Annotated in this window: 23 protein-coding genes; 13 read left to right on the plus strand and 10 right to left on the minus strand. The window is 72.9% G+C overall.

Annotation, left to right across the window (positions count from 1 at the left end; translation table 11 throughout):
* The first annotated feature begins 16 nt into the window (after positions 1 to 16).
* The gene (manA, locus tag AB0K67_RS04030) at positions 17 to 1,216 is read left to right on the plus strand and encodes a mannose-6-phosphate isomerase, class I (protein WP_364052462.1); all 1,200 of its coding nucleotides are present in this window, start codon (positions 17 to 19) and stop codon (positions 1,214 to 1,216) included.
* On the opposite strand, the gene AB0K67_RS04035 is transcribed toward manA, so the two are convergent.
* Complete coding sequence (locus tag AB0K67_RS04035; protein WP_364052465.1) at positions 1,206 to 2,810, minus strand: FAD-dependent oxidoreductase; 1,605 nt, start codon at positions 2,808 to 2,810, stop codon at positions 1,206 to 1,208. The genes manA and AB0K67_RS04035 overlap by 11 nt on opposite strands.
* 91 nt (positions 2,811 to 2,901) lie before the next feature.
* Here AB0K67_RS04035 and AB0K67_RS04040 point away from each other — a divergent pair, with 91 nt between their 5' ends.
* The 3 genes from AB0K67_RS04040 to AB0K67_RS04050 all read left to right on the plus strand — a co-directional run bounded on the left by AB0K67_RS04040 (position 2,902) and on the right by AB0K67_RS04050 (position 4,762).
* A complete protein-coding gene (locus AB0K67_RS04040; protein ID WP_364052468.1) occupies positions 2,902 to 3,486 on the plus strand; it encodes an XRE family transcriptional regulator in 585 nt (194 codons plus the stop codon).
* A gap of 114 nt (positions 3,487 to 3,600) precedes the next feature.
* Complete coding sequence (locus AB0K67_RS04045) at positions 3,601 to 4,188, plus strand: hypothetical protein (RefSeq protein ID WP_364052471.1); 588 nt, start codon at positions 3,601 to 3,603, stop codon at positions 4,186 to 4,188.
* A gap of 19 nt (positions 4,189 to 4,207) precedes the next feature.
* Positions 4,208 to 4,762 (plus strand): GNAT family N-acetyltransferase, encoded by a 555-nt coding sequence (locus AB0K67_RS04050; protein WP_364052474.1) that lies wholly within the window; start codon positions 4,208 to 4,210, stop codon positions 4,760 to 4,762.
* Position 4,763: 1 nt separating this feature from the next.
* Here AB0K67_RS04050 and AB0K67_RS04055 read toward each other — a convergent pair whose 3' ends face one another.
* A complete protein-coding gene (locus AB0K67_RS04055) occupies positions 4,764 to 6,152 on the minus strand; it encodes an amino acid permease (protein ID WP_364052477.1) in 1,389 nt (462 codons plus the stop codon).
* 58 nt (positions 6,153 to 6,210) lie between these two features.
* Positions 6,211 to 7,782: an AMP-binding protein gene (locus AB0K67_RS04060; protein ID WP_364052480.1), complete on the minus strand. Its 1,572-nt coding sequence runs from the start codon at positions 7,780 to 7,782 to the stop codon at positions 6,211 to 6,213.
* A 137-nt stretch (positions 7,783 to 7,919) separates the two neighbouring features.
* Here AB0K67_RS04060 and AB0K67_RS04065 point away from each other — a divergent pair, with 137 nt between their 5' ends.
* The 4 genes from AB0K67_RS04065 to AB0K67_RS04080 all read left to right on the plus strand — a co-directional run bounded on the left by AB0K67_RS04065 (position 7,920) and on the right by AB0K67_RS04080 (position 12,530).
* Positions 7,920 to 8,678 (plus strand): alpha/beta hydrolase, encoded by a 759-nt coding sequence (locus tag AB0K67_RS04065; protein WP_364052483.1) that lies wholly within the window; start codon positions 7,920 to 7,922, stop codon positions 8,676 to 8,678.
* A gap of 166 nt (positions 8,679 to 8,844) precedes the next feature.
* Positions 8,845 to 10,239: a family 2B encapsulin nanocompartment shell protein gene (locus AB0K67_RS04070; protein WP_364052486.1), complete on the plus strand. Its 1,395-nt coding sequence runs from the start codon at positions 8,845 to 8,847 to the stop codon at positions 10,237 to 10,239.
* Positions 10,240 to 10,407: 168 nt separating this feature from the next.
* Positions 10,408 to 11,580 carry a family 2 encapsulin nanocompartment cargo protein terpene cyclase gene (locus tag AB0K67_RS04075; RefSeq protein ID WP_364052489.1) on the plus strand — a complete coding sequence of 391 codons (1,173 nt, stop codon included), beginning with the start codon at positions 10,408 to 10,410 and terminating at the stop codon, positions 11,578 to 11,580.
* Positions 11,581 to 11,672: 92 nt separating this feature from the next.
* Positions 11,673 to 12,530 carry a geranyl diphosphate 2-C-methyltransferase gene (locus AB0K67_RS04080; RefSeq protein WP_364052492.1) on the plus strand — a complete coding sequence of 286 codons (858 nt, stop codon included), beginning with the start codon at positions 11,673 to 11,675 and terminating at the stop codon, positions 12,528 to 12,530.
* A 628-nt stretch (positions 12,531 to 13,158) separates the two neighbouring features.
* On the opposite strand, the gene AB0K67_RS04085 is transcribed toward AB0K67_RS04080, so the two are convergent.
* Entirely contained in the window at positions 13,159 to 13,995 is an 837-nt protein-coding gene (locus AB0K67_RS04085; protein WP_364052495.1) for an alpha/beta hydrolase, read from the minus strand.
* Positions 13,996 to 14,442: 447 nt separating this feature from the next.
* On the opposite strand from AB0K67_RS04085, the gene AB0K67_RS04090 reads away from it, so the two are divergent.
* Positions 14,443 to 15,090 carry a DNA starvation/stationary phase protection protein gene (locus AB0K67_RS04090; RefSeq protein ID WP_364052498.1) on the plus strand — a complete coding sequence of 216 codons (648 nt, stop codon included), beginning with the start codon at positions 14,443 to 14,445 and terminating at the stop codon, positions 15,088 to 15,090.
* 55 nt (positions 15,091 to 15,145) lie between these two features.
* Here the strand turns inward: AB0K67_RS04090 and AB0K67_RS04095 are convergent, their stop codons facing one another.
* The 3 genes from AB0K67_RS04095 to AB0K67_RS04105 form a co-directional block, all read right to left on the minus strand.
* Complete coding sequence (locus AB0K67_RS04095) at positions 15,146 to 16,042, minus strand: ABC transporter permease (protein WP_364052501.1); 897 nt, start codon at positions 16,040 to 16,042, stop codon at positions 15,146 to 15,148.
* A gap of 239 nt (positions 16,043 to 16,281) precedes the next feature.
* Complete coding sequence (locus AB0K67_RS04100) at positions 16,282 to 16,869, minus strand: TetR family transcriptional regulator (protein ID WP_364052504.1); 588 nt, start codon at positions 16,867 to 16,869, stop codon at positions 16,282 to 16,284.
* A gap of 147 nt (positions 16,870 to 17,016) precedes the next feature.
* Positions 17,017 to 17,880, minus strand: a complete 864-nt coding sequence (locus AB0K67_RS04105; RefSeq protein ID WP_364052507.1) for a hypothetical protein — start codon at positions 17,878 to 17,880, stop codon at positions 17,017 to 17,019.
* A 142-nt stretch (positions 17,881 to 18,022) separates the two neighbouring features.
* On the opposite strand from AB0K67_RS04105, the gene AB0K67_RS04110 reads away from it, so the two are divergent.
* Positions 18,023 to 18,772: an HAD-IA family hydrolase gene (locus tag AB0K67_RS04110; RefSeq protein ID WP_364052510.1), complete on the plus strand. Its 750-nt coding sequence runs from the start codon at positions 18,023 to 18,025 to the stop codon at positions 18,770 to 18,772.
* On the plus strand, positions 18,769 to 21,675 hold the full coding sequence (locus AB0K67_RS04115) for a pyridoxamine 5'-phosphate oxidase family protein (protein WP_364052513.1): 2,907 nt from the start codon (positions 18,769 to 18,771) through the stop codon (positions 21,673 to 21,675). Before AB0K67_RS04110 ends, AB0K67_RS04115 begins: the two co-directional genes overlap by 4 nt.
* Before the next feature lie 25 nt (positions 21,676 to 21,700).
* Here AB0K67_RS04115 and AB0K67_RS04120 read toward each other — a convergent pair whose 3' ends face one another.
* Both AB0K67_RS04120 and AB0K67_RS04125 read right to left on the minus strand, forming a co-directional pair.
* Complete coding sequence (locus AB0K67_RS04120; protein WP_364052516.1) at positions 21,701 to 22,528, minus strand: putative protein N(5)-glutamine methyltransferase; 828 nt, start codon at positions 22,526 to 22,528, stop codon at positions 21,701 to 21,703.
* 339 nt (positions 22,529 to 22,867) lie between these two features.
* Entirely contained in the window at positions 22,868 to 23,617 is a 750-nt protein-coding gene (locus AB0K67_RS04125; protein ID WP_364052519.1) for a class I SAM-dependent methyltransferase, read from the minus strand.
* Positions 23,618 to 23,707: 90 nt separating this feature from the next.
* On the opposite strand from AB0K67_RS04125, the gene AB0K67_RS04130 reads away from it, so the two are divergent.
* Complete coding sequence (locus AB0K67_RS04130) at positions 23,708 to 24,421, plus strand: histidine phosphatase family protein (protein WP_364052522.1); 714 nt, start codon at positions 23,708 to 23,710, stop codon at positions 24,419 to 24,421.
* A 10-nt stretch (positions 24,422 to 24,431) separates the two neighbouring features.
* A complete protein-coding gene (locus AB0K67_RS04135) occupies positions 24,432 to 24,884 on the plus strand; it encodes an NUDIX domain-containing protein (protein WP_364052525.1) in 453 nt (150 codons plus the stop codon).
* Between the two features lie 2 nt (positions 24,885 to 24,886).
* Here the strand turns inward: AB0K67_RS04135 and hutC are convergent, their stop codons facing one another.
* Positions 24,887 to 25,675 carry a histidine utilization repressor gene (hutC, locus tag AB0K67_RS04140; protein ID WP_364052528.1) on the minus strand — a complete coding sequence of 263 codons (789 nt, stop codon included), beginning with the start codon at positions 25,673 to 25,675 and terminating at the stop codon, positions 24,887 to 24,889.
* Positions 25,676 to 25,779: the final 104 nt, after the last annotated feature.

The raw sequence follows: 25,779 nt of genomic DNA on the forward strand, positions 1-25,779 counted from the left end.
GATTGGAGCCAACGCCGTGCCACGACCCGACCTGCCACCGGCCACCGCACCCATGCGCCTGGCCACCACCATCCGCCCCTACGACTGGGGCTCGGTCACCGCCCTGCCGCGCCTGTTCGGCACGGAGCCGACCGGCGAACCGCAGGCCGAACTCTGGATGGGCGCGCACCCCGGCGCCCCCTCGACCGTCGGCGACGTCCCGCTGGGCGAGCTGATCGCCCATGACCCCGCCGCCACGCTCGGCGACCCGGTCGCCGCCCGCTTCGGCGGCGAGCTGCCCTACCTGCTCAAGGTCCTGGCCATTGAGCGCCCGCTCTCCCTCCAGGTCCACCCCACCACCGAGCAGGCGCAGGCCGGCTTCGCCGCCGAGAACGCGCGCGGGATCCCGCTCGACGACCGCACCCGCACGTACAAGGACGCCTCGCACAAGCCCGAGATGGTGTGCGCGCTCACCCCCTTCCACGGCCTGTGCGGCTTCCGCGACCCCGCCGCGACGGCCGCCCTGCTCGACCGGCTCGGTGTGGCCGGGCTGCGTCCCTGGATCGACGCGCTCACCGGCGGCGAGCCCGGCCAGGCGCTGCGCGAGGTGTTCGCGGCCATGCTGGACGACGCCGCCGGCCCGCTGCGCGCCGAGGTCGAGCGCGCCCTGCTGAAGGTCTCCCCCGACGCCGAAGACGAGCTGGCCCCCTACGCCGGCATCGCCAGGGACTACCCCGGCGACCCGGGCATCGCGGCCGCGCTCCTGCTCAACCACGTCGACCTCGCCCCCGGCCAGGCCCTCTACCTCGGCGCCGGCGTCCCCCACGCCTACCTCGGCGGCATCGGCGTGGAGATCATGGCCAACTCCGACAACGTGCTGCGCTGCGGCCTGACCTCCAAGCACGTGGACGTGCCCGAGCTGATGCGCGTCGTGGACTTCGCGCCGACGGCTCCGCACCTGGTCGAGCCGGCGCAGGACGCGCCCGGCGCGTACGCCTACCGGCCGCCGGCCCCCGAGTTCGCGCTCACCCGCCACGAGCTGACCGGCGAGTCCGGCCATGAGCTGCCCGGTGGGGTGCCGCAGATCGTGCTGTGCGTGGAGGGCGAGGCGCGGCTCGGCGACGAGCTGGTGCTGCGGCCGGGTGAGTCGGCGTTCGTGCCGGCCGCCGTCCCCTCGGTGACGCTGTCGGGCAAGGGGACGGCGTACCGCGCCGAGCCCGGCGCCTTTACAAAGTAGATCGCAAGCGGCGGAGCTTCAGCACGTTGTCCCTGCGGGTGCCCTGCTCACCGCCGTGGCCGGTGTGAGGGCGGTCGAACTCCTCCTCGGTGAGGATCTCCCACTCGCCCTCGGCCGGCTCCAGCGACTCGTACACCTCGCGTGTGGTCGGGAAGTGCACGTCAGGCAGCGGGTTCTCCGCGCAGCTCGGCCAGCCGGCGTGCCCGGCCACCAGCAGCACCCCGCCGGGGGCGACGGCCGCGGCGGCGGCGCGCAGGATCTTCTCGCGCGGCAGGTCCTGCGGCGAGTGCAGGTAGCAGGCGGTGACCAGGTCGTACGTCCCTTCGGGGAACGACTGGCCGAGGTCGTGCTGCTGCCAGTCGATCCTGCCCGCCACCCCGGCGCGTTCGGCGAGCTCGGCCGCCCGGCGCAGCGCGACCCCCGACACGTCGGCCGCGGTGACCCGCCAGCCGCGCCCGGCCAGCCACACCGCGTCGCCGCCCTCGCCGCTGCCCAGGTCGAGCGCCCGTCCGGGCGGCAGGTCGCGCACCTCGCGGACGAGCACCGCGTTCGGCTCGCCGCTCCAGAGGCGCTCCTTCTCCGAGTAGCGGGCGTCCCACAGCTCCTCGGGGGTGAGCGCCGCCTCCGCGACGCCCGGGGCGGCCCTGCGGGCGGCGACGAGGGCGCGGGTCTCCTCCTCGATGAGGTCGGCGTTGATCGCGGCCCCGGCCTTCACGCCCGCCGCCGCCGACCCGATGACCTGCTCGGTGGGGCTGGTGATGTTCCCCGCCGCCCACACGCCCGGCACCGAGGTCTTCCCCGTCGGATCGACCGGCACGTACGTGCCGACCACGTGGCCGCCCATCTCCATCTCGGCCGTCTCCAGCCCGAGCCGGGCGAGAGCCCCGACGTTCGCGGTCACCCTGGTGGCCACGGTGAGCGCCTGGCGACGGTATTCGCGGCCGCCGGCCATCCTGACGCCGCCGAGCCGCCCGTCCTCGATCATCAGCTCGGCCACCTCACCCTCGACCACGGTGACACCGCGCGCGTCGAGCCGCTCGCGCTGCTCGCCGGTCGGCTCGGGCATGGTGTGCGTGAAGAGCATCACGTCGGCGCTCCACTGCCGCCACAGCAGCGCCTGGTGCACGGCGAGCGGGCTCGTGCCGAGCACGCCGATGGCCTGGTCGCGCACCTCCCAGCCGTGGCAGTACGGGCAGTGCAGCACGTCCTTGCCCCACCGCTCGGCCAGGCCGGGCAGCGGCGGCAGCTCGTCGGTCGATCCGGTGGCGACCAGCAGCCTGGCCGCCTCCACGGCACCGCCGTCGTCCAGCGTGAGGCGGAAACGCCCGTCCGCGAGCCGCTCGGCGGCCGTGACGGTGCCGGTCGCGAACCGCCCGCCGTATCCGGCCACCTCCTCGCGACCGGCCGCCACCAGGTCGCGCGGCGGCGTGCCCTCGCGCCCGAGGTAGACGTGCACGCCCTCGGCGGGGGCGTTGCGCGGCCGCCCCGCATCGATCACCAGCACGCTGCGGCGGGCCCGGCTCAGCGCCAGCGCCCCGCTCAGTCCCGCGGCCCCGCCGCCGATCACCACCACGTCGTATGTCGTCGCGTTCATGTCGCGCCTTTCTTTTGTCCCGATGCGCGCAACTGTGCGGCCCCCACAGGCGAGTTGGCAAAATTCTTTGCCGAAATGGCAAGCTGGGTGCATGGAACTCGACGAGGTGCTCCAGTCAGTAGGCCCCCGGCTGAGGGCGCTGCGCCAGGAACGCGGCTTCACCCTGGCCCAGCTCGGCAAGAGCACCGGCATCTCGGTCAGCACGCTGTCGCGGCTGGAGTCCGGCGGCCGCAAGCCCACGCTCGAGCTGCTGCTGCTCCTCGCCAGGGCCTACCAGGTGCAGCTCGACGAGCTCATCGACGCGCCCGTGACCGGCGATCCGCGCGTCCACATGCGGCCGATCAAGCGCCACGGCATGACGTACATCCCGCTCAGCCGCCGCGCGGGCGGGCTGCAGGCGTACAAGCAGATCATCCCGCCCCGCTACCCGGGCTATGAGCCCGAGCAGCAGGTGCACGAGGGCTATGAATGGCTGTACGTGCTGTCGGGGCGGCTGCGGCTGCTGCTCGGGCGGCACGACACGACGCTGCTGCCCGGGGAGGCGGCCGAGTTCGACACGCGGACGCCGCACGCGTTCACCAACCCCGGCGACGAGCCGTCCGAGGTGCTGGCGCTGTTCGGGCCGCAGGGCGAGCGCATGCACGTACGGGCGCGTCCCGCCCGCCGCCAGGACTGACCGCCCGGCTCATCCCCTTCTCTCCCCCTTCAGCCTGCGCAGCAGGGGCGATGTCCACGCGGAGTCCCGGCGGCGGGGCGGGGAAGGATTTAAAGTCCGTGCAGGGGGTGCTCGATGAGGCTGGTGATCGACGGGGTGACGCGACTCGTACGGCGCTACCGGCTGGACGGCAACCCGCTGCGCCGGCGTACCGACCGGTGGGAGAGCGCGGGACTGGCGGTGGCGATGCTGCTGATCCTGCTCGCCCTGTGGCCGGCGACGGCGGCGGCCCGTCAGGCGTACGAGGGCGCGCAGGCCGCGGGCGCCGACCGCCGGCAGGTGCGGGCGACGCTGCTGGCCGACACGCCGGTGACCGCGCTGTCGTTCGGCGAGGTGGGCGGCGGCGGGATGGTGGCCGCCGGCTGGACCGCGCCGTCCGGCCGCCGCCACACCGGCAAGGTGTCCGTGCTCTCCCCTGCCAAGGCCGGCTCGCAGCTCACGATCTGGATCGACGGCGCCGGCCGACCGGCCCCGCCGCCGCCCAGCGAGGCCGAGCTGCGCATCACGGCGGCGGCGACGGCCCTGATGATCCTCGGCGTGGCCGCCTGCCTCGTGCTGTGCACGTTCGCGATCTTCCGCCACGCCCTCGACCGCGTACGGCTGCGCGAGTGGGCGGTCGCCTGGTCGCTGGCCGACGATCACTGGCGCCACCGCCCCTCCTGACCGTTATGATCACCGTTTCATGAGCGCACCGCCCACGCTGTCCACCACGCTGATCCCCGCCGCCCGGGTGCTGCTGCGCCCGGCGCGGGAGGCCGACCGGGCGGGCATCGTCGAGATCATGACCGATCCGGAGGTCCGCACCTACCTCGGCGGCCCCCGTCCCCGCGCGAAGGTGGAGTCGTTCCTCGACGCCCACGGCGTGGCCGCCGCCACCGGGCCGGGGAGCTACGTCGTCGCCGACCCGGAGACCGACCGCTTCCTCGGCACCCTCACCCTCGACCGCCGCGACCCGGAGCGCCCGGGACACGTGACCGAGGCGGGGTGGGAGCTGGAGCTGAGCTACGTGCTGCGCCGCTTCGTCTGGGGCGCCGGGCCGGCCTGCGAGGCTGCGACGGCGGCGCTGCGCGCCGCGGCGGCCGAGCTGCCGGACCGGCCGGTGCTGGTGGTGACGCAGACGGCGAACGAGCGGTCGCTGCGGCTGGCGTCCCGGCTCGGGTTCGAAACGGCCGGGACGTTCGAGGAGTTCGGCGCCCAGCAGACGCTCGCCGTCGCGGCGCTGGGCGAGTGGGCCTGAGTCAGTTCAGCGCCGAGTGCCAGCGGCTGTAGGTGAAGTAGATGATCAGGCCGATGACGAACCAGACGGCGAAGCGGAGCCAGGTGAGCGGGTCCAGGAACGTGATCAGCCAGATCGAGAAGAGCACCCCGATGGCCGGCACGACGGGCATGCCGGGCATGTGGAAGGTGCGCGGCAGATCGGGCTGCCGGTAGCGCAGCACGATCACCGCCGCGCACACCACCACGAACGCCAGCAGGATCCCGATGTTGGTCAGCTCGGCCGCCTCCCTGATGGGCAGGAACCCGGCGATCACCGCCGAGGCGGCGCCGACGATCCAGGTGACGCGGGTGGGCACCCGCCGCACCGGGTGCAGCTTGGCGAACCAGGCGGGCAGCAGCCCGTCGCGGCTCATCGCGAACCAGACGCGGGTGACGCCGAGCATGAACGTGAACATGACGGTGAGGATGCCGACGATCGCGCCGGCCGCGATGAGCGAGGCGAGCCCGGACAGCCCGACCGAGGCGAACGCCGAGGAGAAGCCGCTCTCCGGGTCGATCTCCCGGTAGTTCTGCATGCCGGTGAGCACCAGGGTGGCCAGCACGTACAGCACCATCGCGATGATCAGCGAGTAGATGATCGCCTTGGGCATGTGGCGCTGGGCGTCGCGCGACTCCTCGGCGGCGGTGCTCATGGCGTCGTAGCCGAAGACCGCGAAGAACACCGTGGCCGCGCCGGTGATGGCGCCGCTGATGCCGAACGGGAAGAACGGCGTGTAGTTGGCGGTGTTGATGTGGAAGAACCCGACGACGATGACGAGCAGCACGACCGCGACCTTGACCCCCACCACGAACGTCTCGAACCTGGCGGCGGCGCGGATGCCGAGGTTCAGCAGGAACGCGATGAGCAGGCACAGCAGTGCCGCGAACAGGTCGACGACGTGCCCCTCGCCTGTGCCCGGCGCGCCGAGCATCCAGGGCGGCAGGGTCATGCCGAGGTTCTGCACGAGGAAGCCGAAGTAGCCGGAGATGCCGATGCCGACGACCGCGACGATGGCGGTGTACTCCAGCAGCAGGTCCCACCCGATGAACCACCCGACGATCTCGCCGAGCACCGCGTAACCGTAGGTGTAGGCGGAGCCGGCCTTCGGGATGAGGCCGGCGAACTCGGCGTACGAGAGCGCGGCGGCGGCGCTGGCCACGCCCGCGATGAGGAACGACACCAGCACGGCGGGCCCGGCCGTCTCGTGGGCGACGGCCCCGGCCAGGGCGAAGATGCCGGCCCCGATGATGCCGCCGACGCCGATGGCGGTGAGCTGCCACAGGCCGAGCGTCCTGGCCAGCTCCCCCTCGTGCTCGGTGGCGATCTGCTCAACCGGCTTGCGCCGGAACACGCTAGCGGAATCGACCATGACACCCCCCAAGGCCGTCGTCGGCTCCGTGGAGGCGACCTTCCCTTCTGGCGGCTCCCTAACCTGCGGCGCGCCGCCTGAGCACGTTCTTCTGGATCTTTCCTGTCGAGGTCTTGGGCAGATCGCCGAAGTAGACGGCCTTCGGCGCCTTGTAGTGGGCGAGGCGGGCGCGTACGTACGCGATCAGCTCGGCCTCGATCAGTGCGGCCTCGATCAGCTCGGCCTCGCCGGCGCTCGCTCCCGGCGCGAGCGTGACGTAGGCCACGGGCACCTCGCCCCAGTGGTCGTCGGGGCGGGCGACGACGGCGGCCTCCTGCACGGCGGGGTGCGCGGTCAGGACGTTCTCCACCTCGACGGAGGCGATGTTCTCGCCGCCGGAGATGATGACGTCCTTGGCGCGGTCGACGAGCCGCACGTAGCCGTCGGGGTGCACCACGCCCAGGTCCCCGGTACGGAACCAGCCGTCGGGCGCGGCCTTCTCCGTGGCGGCGGGGTCGCGGTGGTAGCCGAGCATGACGTCGTTGCCGCGTACCGCGATCTCGCCCACCGTGGCGCCGTCGGCGGGCACGTCGCCGCCGTCCTCGGCCACGACGCGCAGGGGCTGGGCGATGACGTTGCCGACGCCCTGGCGGGCGGCGAGCGCGGCGTACTCGTCGGCGTCCAGGCCCTTCCACTCGGGCTGCGGCTGGCAGATCACGGCGGGCCCGTACGTCTCGGTGAGCCCGTACAGGTGGATGACGTCGATCCCGGCCCTGAGCGCGCGGCGCAGCAGAGCGGGGCTCGGCGGCGCGCCGCCCACGCAGGCCAGCGGGCGCGGGTCGAGCTCCTCGTCGGGTGCGTCGGGATGGGCGAGCAGCGAGGTGAGCACGGTCGGCGCACCGCACAGATGGGTGACGCGGTGGGCGCGCACCAGCCGCCACGCCTCGCCCGGATCGACCTTGGGCAGGCACACGTGCCGGGCCCCGGCCAGCGTGACCGCCCAGGGGAAGCACCAGCCGTGGCAGTGGAACATCGGCAGCGTCCACAGGTAGCTGCTCGCCGCCTCCAGCCTGGTGTGCAGGGCCATGGCGAGGGCCTGGAGGTAGGCGCCGCGGTGGTGGTAGACGACGCCTTTGGGGCGTCCCGTGGTGCCGCTGGTGTAGTTGATCGACAGCGGGGACCGCTCGTCGGCGACGGGCACGTGGAGCGGCTGTGAGCCCGCGACCAGGCTCTCGTACGCGGTGCCCGAGACCAGGCGGGGCGCCGCCGTGCTCTGCCCGGCGGCCGCCTTGGCCAGGCCGGCCAGCTCGTCGTCGTGCAGCAGCAGCGACACTTCGGCGTGGTCGAGGATGTAGGCGAGCTCGCCGGCGGACAGGCGGATGTTCAGCGGCACCATGACGGCGCCCGCGGCGGGGACGCCGAACGTGGACTCCAGCAGCAGGTGGCCGTTGAGCGCCAGCACCGCGACCCGGTCGCCCGGGCCGATGCCGGACTCGGCCAGCCCGCCGGCCAGCCGCTGCACGCGCTGCCACAGTTCGGCGTAGGTCAGCTCCAGGTCGCCGTCCACGACGGCCAGGCGGTGGCCGAAGACGGCGGCGGAGCGCTGGAGGAAGCTCGTGGGGGTCAGGGGCTCGTACGACAGAACGGACATCCGGCCCTCCTGCGCCGTGGTTTCGGGACGCACGATGATCGTCGCACGGTCTTCGCCGCGAGAGTAGGCCGGGGCAGGTGCGCCCGCGCCGGGTCGCTAACATCCGTGCCCGGACGACGACGATGAAAGGCGCACACGTGAGCGAGCACCCCCTGTGGCCGGCGGGCGGCGAGGCCACCATCACCGCGTTCCCCGTACGCGCGCGGCGGCCGGCGCCGGCCGTCGTGGTGTTCCCCGGCGGCGGCTACCACCACCTGGCCGACCATGAGGGCGCCCCGGTGGCCCGGTGGCTGAACGGGCTCGGCGTGGCCGCGTACGTGCTGCGCTACCGCCTCGCCCCGCACCGCCATCCGCTGCCGCTGCTCGACGCCGCCAGGGCGGTGCGGTGGGTGCGTCACCACGCGGGCGCGCACGGCGTGGACCCGGCGCGGGTGGGGGTGCTCGGCTTCTCGGCGGGCGGCCATCTGGCGGGGCTGCTGGCCACCGAACCGGGCCCGGCGCTGCCGGAGGGCCCGCGTGACGAGATCGACCGGGCCGACCCGCGGCCGGGCCTGGCCGTGCTCTGCTATCCGGTGGCGGAGCTGGACGGCCACCGCGGCTCGGCCGAGAACCTGCTCGGCCCCGGCGCGCCCGCGTCGCTGCGCGCCGAGCTGTCGCTGACCTCCCGGGTGTCGGCCGATACGCCGCCCATGTTCCTGTGGCACACGGCCGACGACGAGTCCGTGCCGGTGCCGGGCACGTACGCCCTGGCCGCCGAGCTGGCCCGTCACGGGGTCGCCCACGAGGTGCACGTCTATCCGAGCGGCAAGCACGGCATCGGCCTGGCCGAGGAGAACCCGGTGGCGGCCGACTGGACCGCCCGCTGCGCCGCGTTCCTGCGCGGCCAGGGGTGGTAGAACCGTCCCCGGGCTTCCCGTGAACGGGCTCGTCCAAGGGTGGCGAGCCCGTGACATCGATCTTCCCCGGTCGCCAGCATTCCTGTCTGCCCAGAGACTCCTACGCTGCGTATCAATATCACTACTTTGGGTGGCGTCCGCCCCTGCCGACCAGCCCGGAGGAAAGATGCCATCGGAGCCGACGGAGACGCGGCTGAGCCTCGACACGAGGGCCGCCCGAACCCTGGCCACCGCCACCAAGACCGTCCCGCAGATGCAGGCCATCAGCTCGCGCTGGCTGCTGCGCATGCTGCCCTGGGTGGACGTGCGCGGCGGTACGTACCGGGTGAACCGCCGGCTGTCGCATCGCATCGGGCGCGGCCGGGTGGCCGTGGCCCATGACGGGGCCGACGACGTGCGGATCGTGCCGGAGACGCTGACGGAGATCCCGGCACTGCGCGGCTTCGGCGACGCGGGCGTGCTGGCGGAGATCGCCTCGGCGTTCACCGTCCGCGAGGTGCAGCCGGGTGAGATCGTCGCCGAGGCGGGCCGCCCGGTGACGCAGACCTGCGTGATCGCCCACGGCCGGCTGGAACGCCTGGGCACCGGCCCGTACGGCGCCCGCCAGTTCCTCGGCATCATCGCCGGCGGCGACCAGTTCGGCGACGAGGCGCTGACCGAGGACGAGCCGCGCTGGCCGTGCACCTACCGCGCGGCGACGGCCTGCACGGTGCTGGTCGCCCCGCGCTGGGAGCTGCGCCGCATCGCCGACCGCTCCCCCGCGCTGCGCGACCACCTGGCCCGCTACCTGGAGATCCTACGCAGGCCCGCCAACCGCAGGGGTGAGGCGGCGGTGGAGATCGCGGCCGGCCACAGCGGCGAGCCTGCCATCTCGGGCACGTTCGTCGACTACGACCTGCACCCGCGCGAGTACGAGCTGAGCGTCGCCCAGACCATCCTGCGCGTGCACACCCGGGTGGCCGACCTGTACAACCATCCGATGAACCAGCTTGAGCAGCAGCTCCGCCTGACCATCCACGAGCTGCGCGAGCGCGAGGAGTGGGAGCTGCTCAACAACCGCGAGTTCGGGCTGCTCCACAACACCGACTACGACCAGCGCATCTACACCTGGTCGGGCCCGCCGACGCCGGACGACCTCGACGAGCTGATCAGCATGCGCCGCAAGACCAAGCTGCTGCTCGCCCATCCGAAGGCGATCGCGGCGTTCTTCCGCGAGTGCAACAAGCGGGGGCTGGTGGTGGGCAGCACCGACGTCAACGGTCACGAGGTGCCGGCCTGGCGGGGCATCCCCATCTTCCCCTGCGGCAAGATCCCCATCTCGAAGTCGCGTACGACGTCGATCCTGGCCCTGCGGACCGGCGAGGAGGACCAGGGCGTGGTGGGCCTCTACCAGACGGGCATCCCCGAGGAGTACGAGCCGGGGCTGAACGTGCGGTTCATGGGGATCGACGAGCGGGCCATCATCTCGTACCTGGTCAGCGCGTACTTCTCGGTGGCGATCCTGGTGCCGGACGCGGTCGGGATCTTGGAGGACGTCGACATCGCCGCGCCCCGCTCGTGACCCGCCGGGCCCCAAGAGATCCCCTGACCGACCGGACCCCGAGAGGACCCGCGGCCGGTCGGACCCCAGGAGAGCCCGCGACCGGTCCGGTCCCAAGAGGCCCCGTGACCGGCCCGACACCCGGAGATCCCCTGACCGGCCGAACCCAGCCCGAGGAAGAGGCGTGACATGCCGGAAATATCTCCCCACGACGCTGCGGTGGCGCGGCTGCTGGCCGGACCTGCCGGGCTGGGCGCGTCCTCGTCGAGCCCGCGGGCCGCGCTGCTGCCGCACCGGCGCGCGTACGAGGAGGGGGACGGTCACGAGCCCGCCGCTCCGCCGATCTCCGGCCCGCGCGGGTACGACCTGACGCCGCTGCCCTACCAGGAGCGCGAGTGGGGCACCGGGACGTACCCGCCGCTGTACTGCCCCGAGACCGTGCGCGTGGACGACGCGCTCGGCGCGGAGGTGGACCGGCGGCTGGTGGCGTGGGCCGGGCGCATCGGCCTGCACGAGGGGAGGATGGAGGAGTTCGCGGCCACCGGGTTCGGCCGGCTGGCCATGCTCGCGCACCCCGACACCGACGATCCCGACCGCCTGCTGGTCGCCGCCCAGATGAACGCCGCCTGGTGGGCCGCCGACGACTACTACGCCGACGAGACCGACCTCGGCGCCACCCCGACAGAGCTGCCGCCCCGGCTGGCGCTGGTGACGTCCGCGATGGACCCGCCGCCCGACGCGGGCCGCTACACCGAGCAGCTCGAGGCGGCGATCGCCGCCGATCCGGTGCTGGTGGCGCTGCGCTCGGCGCTCAGCCACGTCGCCCGCCACGCCACCGACTCCCAGATCATGCGGGTGCGCAACATCACGAGCCAGATGTACGTGAGCTGGGCCGCGTACGCCGCCTGGCGCTACCTGGAGGCTCCGCCGCCCGTCTGGCGCTACCTCGCCGCCCGCCAGCACGACAGCTTCTACACCTCGATGACCCTCATCGACCTGGTCGGCGGCTACCGGCTGCCCGCCGAGCTGTTCGGCGAGCCGCGCTTCCACACCGCGCTCATGCAGGCGGGCACCGCGAGCGTGCTCGTCAACGACCTGCACTCGGCGGCCAAGGAGGCGGCCGACGAGCTGCCCGACTCCAACGTCATCCTGCTCATGGCCGCCGAGGACGGCTGCTCGGCCCGCGAGGCCACCGAGCGTGCCGTTCACCTGCACAACCACTTCGTCCGCGGGTTCGAGCAGAGCCGGCAGGCGTTGTCCGCGATCCCCTCCCCCGAGCTCAAGCGGTTCCTGCGGGGCGCGCAGGCGTGGATGGCCGGGTGCCTCGAATGGCACGGCAGCTCCAGCCGCTACCAGTCCTGACCGCCCGTTCATGACCGGCTTGCCAGAGCCGCCGTGTCCCGTCCTTGTCCGCGCCGCCGTCCCGATCTCCAACACCGAGAAGGAGCCCGCTGATGACCATGACGCCGCCCGCCGCCCCCGTACTGACCAGCCGCTACCAGCAGTCGGTCGCCGACTATTGGAACACCGAGGAGAACCCGGTCAACCTGCGCCTCGGCGAGGTGGACGGCCTCTACCACCATCACTACGGGATCGGTGAGGTGGACTGGTCGGTGCTGGAGGGCCCGGCCGCGACCCGGGAGAGCCGGGTGGTCAAGGAGCTGCACCGGCTGGAGACCGCCCAGGCCGAGACGCTGATGGCGCACCTCGGGCCACCGCGCCCCGAGTATCGCGTGCTCGACGCCGGGTGCGGCAGGGGCGGCTCCAGCCTCCTCGCCCACCTGCGGTTCGGCTGCGAGGTGGACGGCGTATCGATCTCCGAATCGCAGGTGGCCTTCGCCAACCGGCAGGCCGAGGAGCGCGGCGTCGCCGACAGGGTGCGCTTCCACTTCCGCAACATGCTCGACACGGGCTTCCCGACCGGCGCCTTCCACGCCGCCTGGAACAACGAGAGCACCATGTACGTCGAACTGTCGCTGCTGTTCGCCGAGCACGCCAGGCTGCTGGCGCGCGGCGGCCGGTACGTCTGCATCACCGGCTGCTACAACGACGCCTACAGTCTGCCCTCCCGGGCCATCAGCCAGATCAACGCCCACTACATCTGCGACATCCATCCTCGCAGCACGTACTTCAAGGAGATGGCGGCCAACCGGCTCGTCCCGGTCAGCGTCATCGACCTCACCGCGGCCACCATCCCCTATTGGGAGCTGCGGGCCAGGACGCACCTGGCCACGGGGATCGAGAACGCGTTCCTGGAGGCGTACAAGAGCGGCAGCTTCCAGTACCTGCTGATCGCCGCGGACCGCGTGTGATCACTGCGGCTGATCACGACGGCCGGTCACGGCGACTGATCACGGTATCTGCTCTCGGGGCTGATCACGGTATCTGATCTCGGGGCCGATCACGGGGGCGTCGCACGTGCTGCGCGCCGCGCGCCACCGGCGCGCAGCACGTGCGTCCAGCACAGCAGCAGCGCCGCCACCACGCAGACGGCGGTGAACGACAGCGGCGACACGGGGCGTCCGCCGCCTCCAACCTCCTGAACCGGAACCGGGCCGACAAGCCGTCCCGAACGGCGAGCATCGCCACCACGGCCACGCCCACCAGCCCGGTGGCGGCGAGTACGGCCGGCGCTGCTTGCAGCACATGCTTGCGGCCTGCCACAGGGCCGCCGCCAGCACCACGACGGCCAGTCCCCCGAGCCCGATGGCGGCCTCGTACGCCTGCCACAGCAGCGCCAGCGGCTCACCTCCCACCGGACGCGACCTCGCCCCGGACCCGGCCTTACCGCCATCAGGCGCGGCCTCCCCGTCAGGCGCGGTCTTCCCTTCGGGCGCGCGGCCCCACCGCCGTACTCGGCCTCACCGCTGAGTGCGGCCTTGTCGCCGGGTGTGGCTCCACGCCGGGACGGCTTCACCTCCAAGTGCGGCCTGGCCACCGCTACAGAGCGGTCTTGAGGAACGTTTCGATCGTCTCGGCGAAGCGGGACGGATCGTCGCGCCAGGGGAAGTGCCCGGCAGCGGGCAGGACGGCCTGCTCGGCGCCCGGAAGCAGCGCGGCGAGCCGGGAGGCGGCAACAGGCGGCGTGTTGACGTCGACCTCGCCTGCCAGGACGAGCACGGGCATGCGCAGCGCAGCCATCGCCTTCCTGGTGGCGGGAGGGTCGTACGCGGAACTGAAAACGGCGGCGGCCTCGTCGTTGCGTGCGGCGGCCTGGGACGCCTGGTAGCGCCGGGTCTCGTGGTCCCAGCGGCCGTGGAAGAAGGGGTCGATGACGTCCCAGTCGGTGCCGGTGCCGGCGACGATGGCTTCGAACGCCGCGTACGCCTGCGGAAACCACGGCTCGGCGGCGCGCAGGCGGGCGACCTCGAGGCGTTCCTGGCCGGTGACCTCGATGCCGGCGACCAGAGGGCTGGGGGTGACGAGGACGAGGGCGGCGACGCGGGCGGGGTGGCGGGTGGCGTACATGAGGGCGAGGTTGGTGCCCGCCGAGTGGCCGAGCAGGGTCAGGCGGTCGAGCCCGAGGTGGGCGCGCAGGGCTTCGACGTCGTCCACGAGCCGGTCGCACCGGTACGTCTCGGGGTCGTCGGGCGTGGCCGAATCACCCGTGCCGCGCGGGTCGAGCTTGACGAGCCTCCGGTGCGCGGACAGGCCGCCGAGGTCTTCGAGGTAGCCGGAGTGCTGCATCGGCCCGCCCGGCAGGCAGATGAGCGGGCTGCCTGAGCCGGACTCGTGGTAGGCGAGGGTGGTGCCGTCGAAGGCGGAGAAAGCGGGCATGGCGGAGAGCCTGACAGCGCCACACCACCCAAGGCAATCCGATATCGCCCCTCCACGAGGCATCCGACTCCGCCTCGGCCAAGGCATGGACTCGTCCCCCGCTTCCCGCCCGCCGACCTCGGCTTCGGCCGGCTGGGATTGGAGGAGCGGCTGCCATTGCGTGCTGGACGAGCGCCGGGACGCAGCGCTGCCGGCGTTCGGTGCCGGCTTGGGTCCACGTCTGGAGGCCGCTCGACGCGCTGCTGGACGGTGAAAGGCCGCGCTACGTGCTGCGCCGCGACGGCTTGTCCGTACGGACGCGGCACGGTCTGGCTCCCCCGCCGCCCGATCATGAGCTGATCCGGGCGTGAACAAGCTTTTGCCGTGCGCTGGCACAGGCTAGGGCTCTATCGGCGGACGTACGGGAAGGTTCGAGGTCGGACCGGCTCAAAACCACCGCACCGGGAGATGATCGTGCCACCCAAAGGCAGTAAAGCGTCCAAGAAAGCGAGCAGCCAGCCGTGGCTGCACGTGGACGGCACCGAGATCCAGGAATTCGGCACAGTGCGGATGTGGCCGCTGGCCCTGTCCGAGGAGGCCCGCCACTACTCCTGCGGGCGGCTGAACCAGATCCTGGCCGACACGCAGATCCTGTACGCCCTGTACAAGAAGCATCACTGGCTGATGCGCGGCCCCACCTTCTACCAGCTGCACCTGCTGCTCGACAAGCACGCCAAGGAGCAGCTGGAGCTGATCGACGAGATCGCGGAGCGGGTGCAGACGCTGGGCGGCATCGCGGTCGGCGACCCGCGGCACGTCGCCGAGATCACCGTGGTCCCGCGTCCGCCGAACGGCGCCGAGGAGGTGCCGGCGATGCTCTCGCGCCTGGTCGAGGCGCACGAGACCATCCTGCTCGCGGCGCGGGACGCGGCTTCGCGCGCCGCCGAGCTGGGTGACGACGGCACCAACGACCTGCTGGTCTCCGAGGTGATCAGGACCGGCGAGATGCAGGTCTGGTTCCTGGTCGAGCACCTCGTGGACACGCCGCTGGTCGAGACGCCGAGCGAGGGGGAGACCCGGGTTCCGCGCAAGACGACGAGCCGTACGGGCAAGTGAGGCGGGCCCGGCTCATCGCGGTGAGCCGGGCAGGCTTCATCTGCGGAAGCGGCTCCTAGCCGCGGCCGTAGCGGTCCTCGGCGCGCCAGAAGTACCAGGAGCCGATGACGAGCGCGAGGACCGCCCAGGCCAGGCACGCGGCCCACACCATCGGCGGCGGCGTGTGGCTGCCGATGAGGATGTCGCGCATCCACTCGATGTACGAGGCCGCCGGGTTGAGGTACATCACGGTCGCCACCCATTCGGGCAGCCCGGCGCTGTTGACCACCTTGTCGTGGATGGCGAAGAACACGCCTGAGGCGTACAACCAGGTGCGCATGATGAACGGCAGGAGCTGGTTGAGGTCGCGCACCTGGGAGCCGAGCCGGGCGAGGATGAGTCCTGCCCCGATGTTGAACAGCGTCTGCAGCACCAGCACGACGGGGATCATCAGCCAGAACCAGTTGGGCGGCTCACCGGTGATCACCACGATGACCAGCAGCACGCTCATGGAGACGGCGAGCTGCTGCAGCTCCTGGATCGTGTACGCGAGGGGCAGCGAGGCGCGCGGGAAGTGCAGGGCGCGGATGAGCGACAGGTTCCCGGAGATCGACTTGGCGCCCGCGGTGGCCGTGCGCTGCGTGTAGGTGAAGACGAACATCCCGGTGAGCAGGAACGCCGGATAGTTCTCCACCCCGGCTCTGCCGCCCAGGATGAGACCGAACATCACGTAGTAGATGGCGGCGTTCAGCAGCGGGGTGATGACCTGCCAGAGCTGGCCGAGCGCTGAGCCCGAGTACTTCGAGACGTTACGTGATATGGCGTAGGTGAGGATGAAGTGCCGCCGCTGCCAGAGCTGGCGCAGGTAGACGGGGAACGGCGGCCGCGCGATGGCGGGGCGCAGGCCGTAGCGGCGGGCCAGCTCGGCCAGCGAGCCCGGCGCGGATTCTGCCGTCTCTTCCACGTGACTCATGAACACCTCGAAGCGTCGCGCTGGTCGTTCGCCTGTCGATCATCTCTCGCGTCGGGGCCGCCGGTCCCGTCTGAGTCCGGTGCGTCGCGGATTCGAGTGATTTCGACCGCCAGGTTAGACGTGACCGGCGGTCGGCTGTCTTCCCGGCCTCAGCCGCCCTGAGCTCAGGCGTCCAGCGCTCAGGGTGCCAGGGGTCAGGCGGTCAGGGATCAGGCAACCAAGGCTCAGGCGGCCAGAGCTCAGGCGGTCAGATAGGGGCGGAGTGCCTGGTCGATGGCCTCGGCCATCGCGGCGGGCAGCGGCCCGTCTCCGGTGAGCCCCCACAGGATGAGCGCGCCGTTGTAGGCCACGTGGACGGCCTTGGCGAGCGCGGCGGCGTCGGTGCCCGTGGCCAGCTCGCCGCCGGTGACGGCGGCGTCGAGCAGGGCGGCGATCTCGTCGCGTACGCGGCGGGCGTGCTCGGCGGCGTGTGCGCGGAACTCGGGGTCGGTGAGGTCGAGCTGCAAGAAGCCGAGGCTGCCCGCGAGGTCCTCCGGCGTGGCCACGCCTTCCGACAGGTGGATCAGCGCGGCGCGGAGCGCTTCCAGCGGCGAGCCGTGCTCCTGCCTGGCCTGTTCGAACGGACGCCCGGCCGTGTCGGCGGCGTGCGCGGCGAGCGCGAGCAGCAGTCCCCGCTTGGAGCCGAACCGCTGGACGAGCGTGGCGGGGGCGAGCCCGGCCTCGCTCGCGGCGGCGGCGAGCGTGAGGCCCTGGGGGCCGTGCCTGCCGAGCGCGCGGGCGGTGGCCTGGAGGATCGCCTCGTCGCTGGTCGTGCGGGGCCTGCCCATGGTGGTGCCTCCGGGGAAAACGCGTTACCGAATGTGCGTTCACTTACTATCGCACGTCCGGTACGGCCGGGTGCCGGGCCACCGCGTCAGGCCGATTCCCGGTCACCGCACCAGGCCGGCCCCGGTCACCGCGGCAGGGTCGCCCGGTCACTCCGGCAGGGTCACCCCGGTCACCGCGAACCGTTCGACCTCGGCGACGTGGCCGCCGGTCGAGGCGACGACGGTCAGCGTACGTCCGTGATCCGGCTTGAAGGACAGCGTGGCCGACCAGGGCGCCTTCTCGCCGCCCGCGGCCACGCAGCAGCGCTCGCCGAGCGGAGCGTCGGCGCCGGGGCGCAGGACGCGCAGCCTGATGCTCTCGTCCACGCCGGTGATGCGGCCGCCGACGGTCAGCGGCGACGTGACGGAGGCCCCGTACGCGGGCGTGGTGAGCGAGAGCGTGGTGTCGTCGGTGCCGACCACCTCCCAGGGTGCCTGGTCGCCGGAGCCGTACCGCATGAGGTGGACCACGGCCGCCACCATCGGCTCGGACCCCTCCCCCTTCAGCCCGACGTGGACGCGGGCGTGCTCGCCGTCCACGACCGTCTTGACGACCTGGTCGATCTCGGTGAAGCCGAGGAAGTCGCGGGAGAAGGCGATGGCGGTCTCGGCGGGGTCGAGGTGCCACGGCTGGTGCCCGTCCGCCTGGTAGGCGCGCTGCCAGGCGGCGACCTCGTCGGTACCGGAGAACGGCCACAGCGGCTGGTAGCGGCCGGCGATGAGCAGGCGGGTGGAGGCCGAGGCGCCGGACTTCTGCGGGGCCGGCGAGGGCTTGCCCGAGGTGGGCACGGGAACGGTGGCCGACGGCGCGGGTGTGCCCGAGGCGGGCACCGGCGCGGTGGCGGACGGCGTGGGCTCGCCGCCCGGGCCGACCCTGGCGGTGGCCTGCCCGCCGGAGGCGCCTGCGCAGCCCGCCGCGCCGAGGGTGATCGCGGCCAGCAGGGGCAGCACGCGCCGGGTGATCGCTTCCATGCGGTACCTCCTGCTCAAGGGCCGTCTGATGAGGTAGACGTACCCGGGGCGGTGGTGGTTCGCGTCCGCGGCCTGCGAAGGTCCCGCCAGGTGAGGTCCAAGGTCCATGGCTGAGGCGGGCCTGCGCGGGTAGCGTCCCGGCATGACCACCTTCGACCTGACCGGCCTGCGGGCCGTCGTCTTCGACACCGACGGCGTGGTCACCGACACCGCCCGGGTGCACGCGGCGGCGTGGAAGCACGTGTTCGACGGCTTCCTGCGCGGCCGCTCCGCGCCGTTCGACGTGCCCGGCGACTACCTGGCTTACGTGGACGGGCGGCCGCGGCTCGACGGCGTGCGCACGTTCCTGGCCTCGCGCGGCATCTCGCTGCCCGAGGGCGGGCCGGACGACGAGCCGGGCGCGCCGACCGTGCACGGGCTCGGCCGGGCCAAGGACGAGCTGTTCGTCAGCGAGATCGAACAGCATGGCGTGGCCGCGTTCCCCTCGACGGTCGAGCTGCTGCACGACCTGCGGCGGCGCGGCTGCCGCACCGCGGTGGTGTCGGCGAGCAGGCACTGCCGGGCGATGGTGGCGTCCGCGGGCGTGCTGCACCTGTTCGACGTGCTGGTGGACGGCACGGACGCGGCCAGGCTCGGCGCGCCGGGCAAGCCGGATCCGGCGCTGTTCCTGGAGGCCGCGCGGCGGCTCGGCCTGCCGCCCCTGGCGGTGGGCGTGGTCGAGGACGCGGTGCCGGGCGTCGAGGCGGCCCGCAGGGGCGGGTTCGGGCGGATCGTCGCGGTGGACAGGACGGGTACGCGGGCCGCCGCGCTGCTCGCCGCCGGGGCCGACGCGGTGGTGTCCGACCTGGCGGAGGCCGACGTCGCGGGGCGGGTGCCGGTGGGCCGGCGATGAGCGCCTGGACGCTGACGTACGAGGGGTTCGACCCCGAGAGCGAGGGGCTGCGCGAGGCGCTGTGCACGCTGGGCAACGGCCGCTTCGCCACGCGCGGCGCGACGCCCGACGGCGAGCCGCGCACGCCGGGCACGTATCTGGCGGGGTGTTACGACAGGATCGACTCGCTCGTGGCCGGGCACAGCGTCACCAACGAGGACATGGTCAACCTGCCCGACTGGCTGCCGCTGTGGTTCGCCACGCCCGGCGGCGACTGGTTCCGGCCGCAGACGGCCGATCTCCTGCTCTACCGGCACGAGCTGGACATGCGGCGCGGCGTGCTGCTGCGGGAGCTGCGCTGGCGCGACGATGACGGCCGCGTCACCCTCGTACGCCAGCGCCGCCTGGTGTCGATGGACGACCCGTACCTCGCGGCGCAGGAGAACACGTTCACCGCCGAGAACTGGTCGGGACCGCTGCGGGTGCGGGCCGCCCTGGAGGGACGGGTCGCCAACGAGGGCGTGGCCCGCTACCGCGACCTGCGCGGCGACCACCTGACCTGCCACGAGACCGGCTCTGAGGACCACCTCGCCTGGCTGACGGCCGTCACCCGCTCGTCGCGGATCACCGTGGCGCTGGCCGCCAGGATCGACGCCGAGACGGGCCCGCCGGCGCGGCCGGTGCTCGCGCGCGACCACATCGGCTCCGACCACGTCCTGGATCTGCCGGAGGGGCGGCCGGTCCGGCTGGTCAAGACCGTGGCGCTGACGTCGTCGCGCGACCACGCCTGCCACGACCCCCGCTCGTCGGCGCTGCGGCACGTGCGCAGGGCGCCGTTCTTCCCCGAGCTGCTGGCCCGCCACATGGCCGCGTGGCGGCGGCTGTGGAGCCGGGCCAAGGTCGACGTGGACGGCCCCGAACTGTCGCGGCTCGTCCACGTGAACATCTTCCACTTGCTGCAGACGCTCTCCCCGCACACCGCCGACCTCGACGCCGGGGTGCCCGCGCGCGGGCTGCACGGGGAGGCGTACCGGGGGCACGTGTTCTGGGACGAGCTGTTCGTGCAGCCCTGGCTCGGCCTGCGCCTCCCCGAGGTGTCCGAAGGGCTGCTGCGCTACCGGTGGCGGCGGCTGCCCGAGGCCAGGGACGCCGCCCGGCAGTCCGGGCTCGACGGCGCCATGTTCCCCTGGCAGAGCGGCAGCGACGGCCGCGAGGAGACCCAGACCCTGCACCTCAACCCCAGCTCGGGCCGCTGGCTGCCCGACCACTCGCGATTGCAGCGGCACGTCGGCCTGGCCGTCGCCTACAACGTGTGGCAGCACTACCTGGCCACCGGCTCGATGCCGCCCTGGTGCGCCGAGCTGCTGCTGGAGATCACCAGGTTCTTCGCCTCGCTCGCCACCGAGGTGGACGGCCGCTACGAGATCCGCGGCGTCATGGGGCCCGACGAGTACCACGAGTTCTGCCCGGGCGCCAAGCGGCCGGGACTGGACAACAACGCCTACACCAACGTGATGACCGCCTGGCTGATGCACCGCGCCCAGGAGACCACCGTCATCTGCCCCGACATCGTGCTGCGCCCCGGGGAGCTCGCCCGCTGGGAGGACGTCGGCGGCCGGCTGCGGGTCGACTTCCACGACGGCGTCATCAGCCAGTTCACCGGCTACGCCGGCCTCGACGAGCTGGACTGGAGCCGCTACCGGGGCGTGCGCCGGCTGGACCGGGCGCTGGAGGCCGAAGGCGACGACGTCAACCGCTACAAGGCGTCCAAACAGGCCGACACGCTGATGCTCTGCTACCTGCTGACCGCCGACGAGCTGACCGGGCTGCTCCAGCACCTCGGCTACCAGGTGGACGACGGCCTCATCCCCCGCACGATCGCGTACTACCTGAGGCGCACCAGCCACGGCTCCACGCTCAGCGCCGTCGTGCACGCCTGGGCGCTGGCCCGTCTCGACAGGGAACGGTCGTGGGAGTTCTTCATCGAGGCGCTGCAGAGCGACCTCAATGACGTCCAGGGCGGCACCACCGCGGAAGGCATCCACCTGGGCGCCATGGGCGGCACCCTCGACCTGCTGCAACGTTGCTACCTCGGGCTGGAGCCGCACCGCGACGGGCTGTACCTCGACCCGCTGCTGCCCGGCCGGCTCGGCCAGGTGTCCATGCCCGTCTGCTACCGGGGCCGGCGGCTGTTCATCGACGCCGACCACCACGAGGCACGCGTGAACGGGACCGCGTGCCGCACCTTCACGCTAGGAGACGCCATCATGTCCGGCACCGGCGACCTCGGACGACGCATCATCCACCACCGCGAACGCCTCGGCCTGACCCGCGAGCAGGTCGCCGAGCGCGCCGGCATGTCGCCGGGGTATCTCGAATACCTCGAAGAGCACGCCGACACGCCCGACGGCGGCGTGCTCTACCGGCTCGCCGACGCGCTGCAGACCACGGTGGACGAGCTGCTCGGCGGCGGGCAGGACCGGCCGCCCGGGCGCGGCCCCGCCACCGCGCACCCGACCCTGGAGACGCTGGACGAGGCCGAGTCGCTGCGGCTCATCGCGCCCGGCGGCATCGGGCGGGTCGCGTTCAACGGCTCGCACGGGCCGACCGTGCTGCCCGTCAACTACAAGCTGCACGACGGGGCCATCGTCTTCCGCACCGCCACGGGCGGGCCCATGGACCAGGACCTGCGTACGGGGCTCGAAGGCGTGGACATCGTCATCGCGTTCCAGATCGACCACATCGACGAGGCCGCCAGGGAGGGGTGGAGCGTGCTGATCCAGGGGCCGGCGCACCACATGCCGCCTGAGGACACGCCCGAGCTGGCCCGTACGGGCGTCACGCCGTGGGCGGGCGGCGACCGGCCGCTCTACATCCGCATCACGCCCCAGCACGTCACCGGCCGCCGCATCCACGGCATCTGACGCCGCGTCCCGCTCCCGAGGAAGATCAGGAGGTGGGGCGGCGGAGGGTGCCGATGACGGCGGTGGCGTCGAACTCTTCCGACGTGGCGACCCTGGCGAGCAGGCCCGCCGCCGACACCGCCGCGGCCGTGGCCGCCGCCTGGTCGCGGCTCGTCTCCACGAGCAGGCGCCCGCCGGGGGCCAGCCAGGAGGGGGCGCCGTCGATCACCCGGCGTACGACGTCCAGCCCGTCCGCGCCGCCGTCCAGGGCGGAGCGGGGCTCGTGCAGCCGGGCCTCAGGGGGCAGGAGGGCGAGGGATTCCGAGGGGACGTACGGCGGGCTGGCGATGAGGATGTCCACCCGGCCGCGCAGTGACGGGGGCAGGGGGTCGTACAGGTCGCCCTGGTAGACACACGCGCCGGGCAGGTTGCGGCGGGCGCAGCGCACGGCGGCGGGGTCGAGATCGGCCGCGTGCAGCTCCACCCGCCCGGCCGGCCCCTCCACCGTGCCCGCGAGGGCGGCGGTGATGGCGGCGCCCATCGCGCCGGTGCCGCAGCACATGTCGAGGATCACCGGCCTGCCCGGCACCTCGCGGGCCAGGGCGACGGCGCGTCCGATGAGGAACTCGGTACGGGGACGGGGGACGAACACGCCCGGCTCGACGTGGATGCGCAGCCCGCAGAACGACGCCCACCCGAGGACGTGTTCCAGGGGCTCGCCCGCGACCCGGCGTTCGAGCATGGCGGCGAGTGCCGCGCCGGTGGCGGCGGTGGAGACGAGCAGCGCGGCTTCGTCCTCGGCGAAGACGCATCCCGCGGCACGCAGCCTGGCGACGATGCGTTCGTTCGGGAGGGACGAGGAGGAGACTGGCATGGGAGCCTTTCGGGATGCCGTCGGGCGCTCCCGCGGTCACCTAGTCCCGGTGGGCCGCACGGTCGCTGGAAGGGAGCACCCGGCCTGACACGGCGGTGATGGGTCTCACCTCCCCGGGACGAACCCGGAGATCTAACGATCACGTCTGCGGACGTCACAGTACCAGAGCGCTTCTGGCCGCCCCGCGACCGGGCGCGGGGCGGCGAATCCGGGCCGGAGCAGAGCGCGGGACCGGGCAGGCGGTCAGGTCCGGGAGCGGGCAGGCGGTCAGGTCCGGGAGCGGGCAGGCGGTCAGGTCCGGGAGCGGGCAGGCGGTCAGGTGCGGGACCGGACAGGCGGTCAGGTGCGGCGGGCGAGGACGAGGTCGGTGGTGAAGGTCATGTCGAGGCCGTCGCCCACCAGCGCACCCATCTCCCCCAGTACCCGCTCCCGCACGTCCGGCGCGAGGATGCGGTACGCGGACAGGGTGCCGGCCAAGGTGACGAAGCGGGCGGTGTCGTAGCGCTCGGTCCAGGTGTAGCGGCGCCGGTCGAGGCCGGTGAAGCGGGGATCGGCGGCCAGCAGCCGATGGGCCTCCGCGGCGCGGTCGCCCTCGTCCTGGTGGAGGCTCTGGCTGGTGACGCCGTAGCGGTGGGCGAGCCGGACGAGGGCGGCGTGCAGCTCGGGGTCGGCGGGCACGTAGTGGCTCCAGAACAGCGCGAGCGCCCCGGAGGGGGCGAGCGCCGCGCAGGCGAGGTCCCAGCGCAGGTCGTGGTCCACCCAGTGCCAGGCCTGCGCGGAGTAGAGCAGGGCGAAGGGCCGATCCGGTACGTACTCCTCGAAGGTCCCGCTCACCACCCGCACGCCGGGGCACTTGGCGGTGAGCGCCGCCGCCATCCTCGGGTCGGGTTCGACGCAGGTCAGGTCGCTCACGCGGGCGGCGAAGCCGGCGGTGGCCTTGCCCGTCCCCGCGCCGACCTCCAGCACGGGTCCTGAGGGGGCGTAGTCCAGGACGTCGGTGACGAGCCGCTCGGGGTAGCCGGGCCTGGCGGCCTCGTACTGCTCGACGGCCTCGCCGAAGATCACGCTTCGCTTCCTGTCCACCGCCATGCGCTCCCCTTTCGTGGCCGGGCGATCGCCGATTCAATCACGCACGTACGAGACGATCATGACGGGGGCGCGGGAAAGGGATAAGGTCCGGTGACTGTGAGGAGTGAGCGCGACGAGCCGGTCGAGTACCGGCAACACCGGTTCCGTACGCCGCCGGGCGCGACCGAGGTGCTGCTGGTGCGGCACGGCGAGTCGGAGCCGGCCCGCCCCGACCGGCCGTTCCCCCTGGTCGACGGGCAGGGCGATCCCGCTCTGGCGCCGGAGGGCCGCGAGCAGGCCGAGCGGGTGGCGCTGCGGCTGGCCGCCGAGCCGATCGACGCGATCTACGTGAGCACGCTGCGCCGCACCTCCGAGACGGCCGCGCCGCTGGCCGCCCGCCTGGGCCTGACGCCGGTGGTGGAGCCGGAGCTGCGCGAGGTGCATCTGGGCGAGTGGGAGGGCGGGCTGCTGCGCCGCATGGTGGCCGAGGGCCATCCGCTGGCCCGCAGGATGTCGGCGGAGGAGCGCTGGGACGTGATCCCGGGCGCGGAGCCCGCGGCGGCCTTCTCGGCCCGGGTGCGCAAGGCGCTGGAGAAGCTGGCCGGCGCCCACCCCGACCAGCGCATCGTGGTGGTGACCCACGGCGGCGTGATCGCGGAGGCGCTGGCGGCGGCGAGCGGGTCGCGGCCGTTCGCGTTCCTGGGGGTGGACAACGCCTCGGTGTCGCACCTGGTGCTGACCGAGAAGCGGTGGATCCTGCGCAGGTTCAACGACACCGCGCACCTCGCCCCCACCTTCACCACCACCGCATCGCTGCCCACCTGAGAGGACCCGGGTGAAGAGACTGATCGCGCGGCTGTGGCGGAGCCTGCGCGGGTCGGTGCAGTGGCGGCTGCTCTACCTGACGCAGGACAAGTTCATGGTCGGGGTGACCGGGGTGGTGCGCGACCGCGAGGGCAGGGTGCTGCTGCTGCGGCACCGGTTCTGGGGGGAGAATCGCCCGTGGGGACTGCCCACGGGCGGCGCGAAGCGCGGGGAGACGTTCGAGGAGACGGTCGCGCGCGAGGTGCGCGAGGAGACCGGGCTCGAGGTGCGGGTGGGCGAGCTGGTGCAGCTCAGGAGCGGGTTCCGGCTCAGGATGGAGGTCGCGTACGCGGCCGTGTACGAAGGCGGCGGCACCCTGCGGCTGAACTCGATGGAGATCCTCGAGGCCCGCTGGTGCGACCCCGGCGACCTGCCGGAAGGACTGATCCCGTCGCACCGCGCCCTCATCGAGGCGACCCGCTGAGGTCAGCGATCGACGGCGTGGCCGAGCGACCAGTCGGCCCCGAAGGAGCCCTCGAGGCGGTGCCGCGAGCCGGGGTGGAGCAGCCGGGCCACGCTCACCAGCACATCGCCTGACCAGGTGCGGCGGCGTACGAGCAGGCACGGCTCGTAGCGGCCGATGCGCAGCAGCCGGCGTTCGGCGGCGTCGGCGAGCACGGCCTCGACGATGTGCTCGCCCCTGGTGAGCGGGGCGACCTCGTTGAGGTAGGCGTGGGGGGTCTGCCGGGTGAAGTCGCGCTCCAGGTAGCCGGGCACGGCGGCCGGGTTGACCAGGCGGTCTTCGAGCTGGATCGGGGTGTCCTCCTCGAAGTGCACGATGAGCGAGCGGTAGAGGACCGGCCCGGCGGCGTCGCGCAGCTCGGGGTCGGCGTCCTCCGACGACTCCTCGCGCACGAAGACCACCTCGGTGCGGTGGCGGTGGCCGTGGCGGCGGATGTCGTCGGCGATGTTCCTGACCTGGAGCAGTGCGGAGGCGGCCTTGGGCACGGCGACGAACGTGCCGACGCCCGCCCTGCGCTCGATGAGCCCTTCGTGCATGAGCTCGCGCAGGGCGCGGTTGATGGTCATGCGGGACAGGCCGAGCGCGCTGACGAGCTGGTGCTCGGAGGGAAGCTGCTGGCCGTGGGCCCAGCGGCCGGAGCGCACGCCGGCCGCGATGACCTTCTTGACCCGCTCGTACGCGGGCGCCGACGCGGGTCCGAGCTGCTGGAACTGGGCGGCGAGCTCGGACTCGACCACCGAGATGGGCACCATGTCGCGGCGGATCCTCGGGTCGGGGGACAGCGGGCGGAGAGATCTCCGTGACCGATGACCGAAGTTTATCTTCCCTCCCAGGGTAGCGATCTGTATATACAGGA

It is taken from the genome of Nonomuraea sp. NPDC052634, from assembly GCF_040678535.1.
In the GTDB taxonomy this organism is placed as follows: domain Bacteria; phylum Actinomycetota; class Actinomycetes; order Streptosporangiales; family Streptosporangiaceae; genus Nonomuraea; species Nonomuraea fastidiosa.

Bases quoted from the DNA above. Each gene is read 5' to 3' on its own strand.
- AB0K67_RS04035 (WP_364052465.1), bottom strand. From the start codon at position 2,810: ATGAACGCGACGACATACGACGTGGTGGTGATCGGCGGCGGGGCCGCG.
- AB0K67_RS04040 (WP_364052468.1), top strand. From the start codon at position 2,902: ATGGAACTCGACGAGGTGCTCCAGTCAGTAGGCCCCCGGCTGAGGGCG.
- AB0K67_RS04045 (WP_364052471.1), top strand. From the start codon at position 3,601: ATGAGGCTGGTGATCGACGGGGTGACGCGACTCGTACGGCGCTACCGG.
- AB0K67_RS04050 (WP_364052474.1), top strand. From the start codon at position 4,208: ATGAGCGCACCGCCCACGCTGTCCACCACGCTGATCCCCGCCGCCCGG.
- AB0K67_RS04055 (WP_364052477.1), bottom strand. From the start codon at position 6,152: ATGGTCGATTCCGCTAGCGTGTTCCGGCGCAAGCCGGTTGAGCAGATC.
- AB0K67_RS04060 (WP_364052480.1), bottom strand. From the start codon at position 7,782: ATGTCCGTTCTGTCGTACGAGCCCCTGACCCCCACGAGCTTCCTCCAG.
- AB0K67_RS04070 (WP_364052486.1), top strand. From the start codon at position 8,845: ATGCCATCGGAGCCGACGGAGACGCGGCTGAGCCTCGACACGAGGGCC.
- AB0K67_RS04075 (WP_364052489.1), top strand. From the start codon at position 10,408: ATGCCGGAAATATCTCCCCACGACGCTGCGGTGGCGCGGCTGCTGGCC.
- AB0K67_RS04080 (WP_364052492.1), top strand. From the start codon at position 11,673: ATGACCATGACGCCGCCCGCCGCCCCCGTACTGACCAGCCGCTACCAG.
- AB0K67_RS04085 (WP_364052495.1), bottom strand. From the start codon at position 13,995: ATGCCCGCTTTCTCCGCCTTCGACGGCACCACCCTCGCCTACCACGAG.
- AB0K67_RS04090 (WP_364052498.1), top strand. From the start codon at position 14,443: ATGATCGTGCCACCCAAAGGCAGTAAAGCGTCCAAGAAAGCGAGCAGC.
- AB0K67_RS04095 (WP_364052501.1), bottom strand. From the start codon at position 16,042: ATGAGTCACGTGGAAGAGACGGCAGAATCCGCGCCGGGCTCGCTGGCC.
- AB0K67_RS04100 (WP_364052504.1), bottom strand. From the start codon at position 16,869: ATGGGCAGGCCCCGCACGACCAGCGACGAGGCGATCCTCCAGGCCACC.
- AB0K67_RS04105 (WP_364052507.1), bottom strand. From the start codon at position 17,880: ATGGAAGCGATCACCCGGCGCGTGCTGCCCCTGCTGGCCGCGATCACC.
- AB0K67_RS04110 (WP_364052510.1), top strand. From the start codon at position 18,023: ATGACCACCTTCGACCTGACCGGCCTGCGGGCCGTCGTCTTCGACACC.
- AB0K67_RS04115 (WP_364052513.1), top strand. From the start codon at position 18,769: ATGAGCGCCTGGACGCTGACGTACGAGGGGTTCGACCCCGAGAGCGAG.
- AB0K67_RS04120 (WP_364052516.1), bottom strand. From the start codon at position 22,528: ATGCCAGTCTCCTCCTCGTCCCTCCCGAACGAACGCATCGTCGCCAGG.
- AB0K67_RS04125 (WP_364052519.1), bottom strand. From the start codon at position 23,617: ATGGCGGTGGACAGGAAGCGAAGCGTGATCTTCGGCGAGGCCGTCGAG.
- hutC (WP_364052528.1), bottom strand. From the start codon at position 25,675: ATGGTGCCCATCTCGGTGGTCGAGTCCGAGCTCGCCGCCCAGTTCCAG.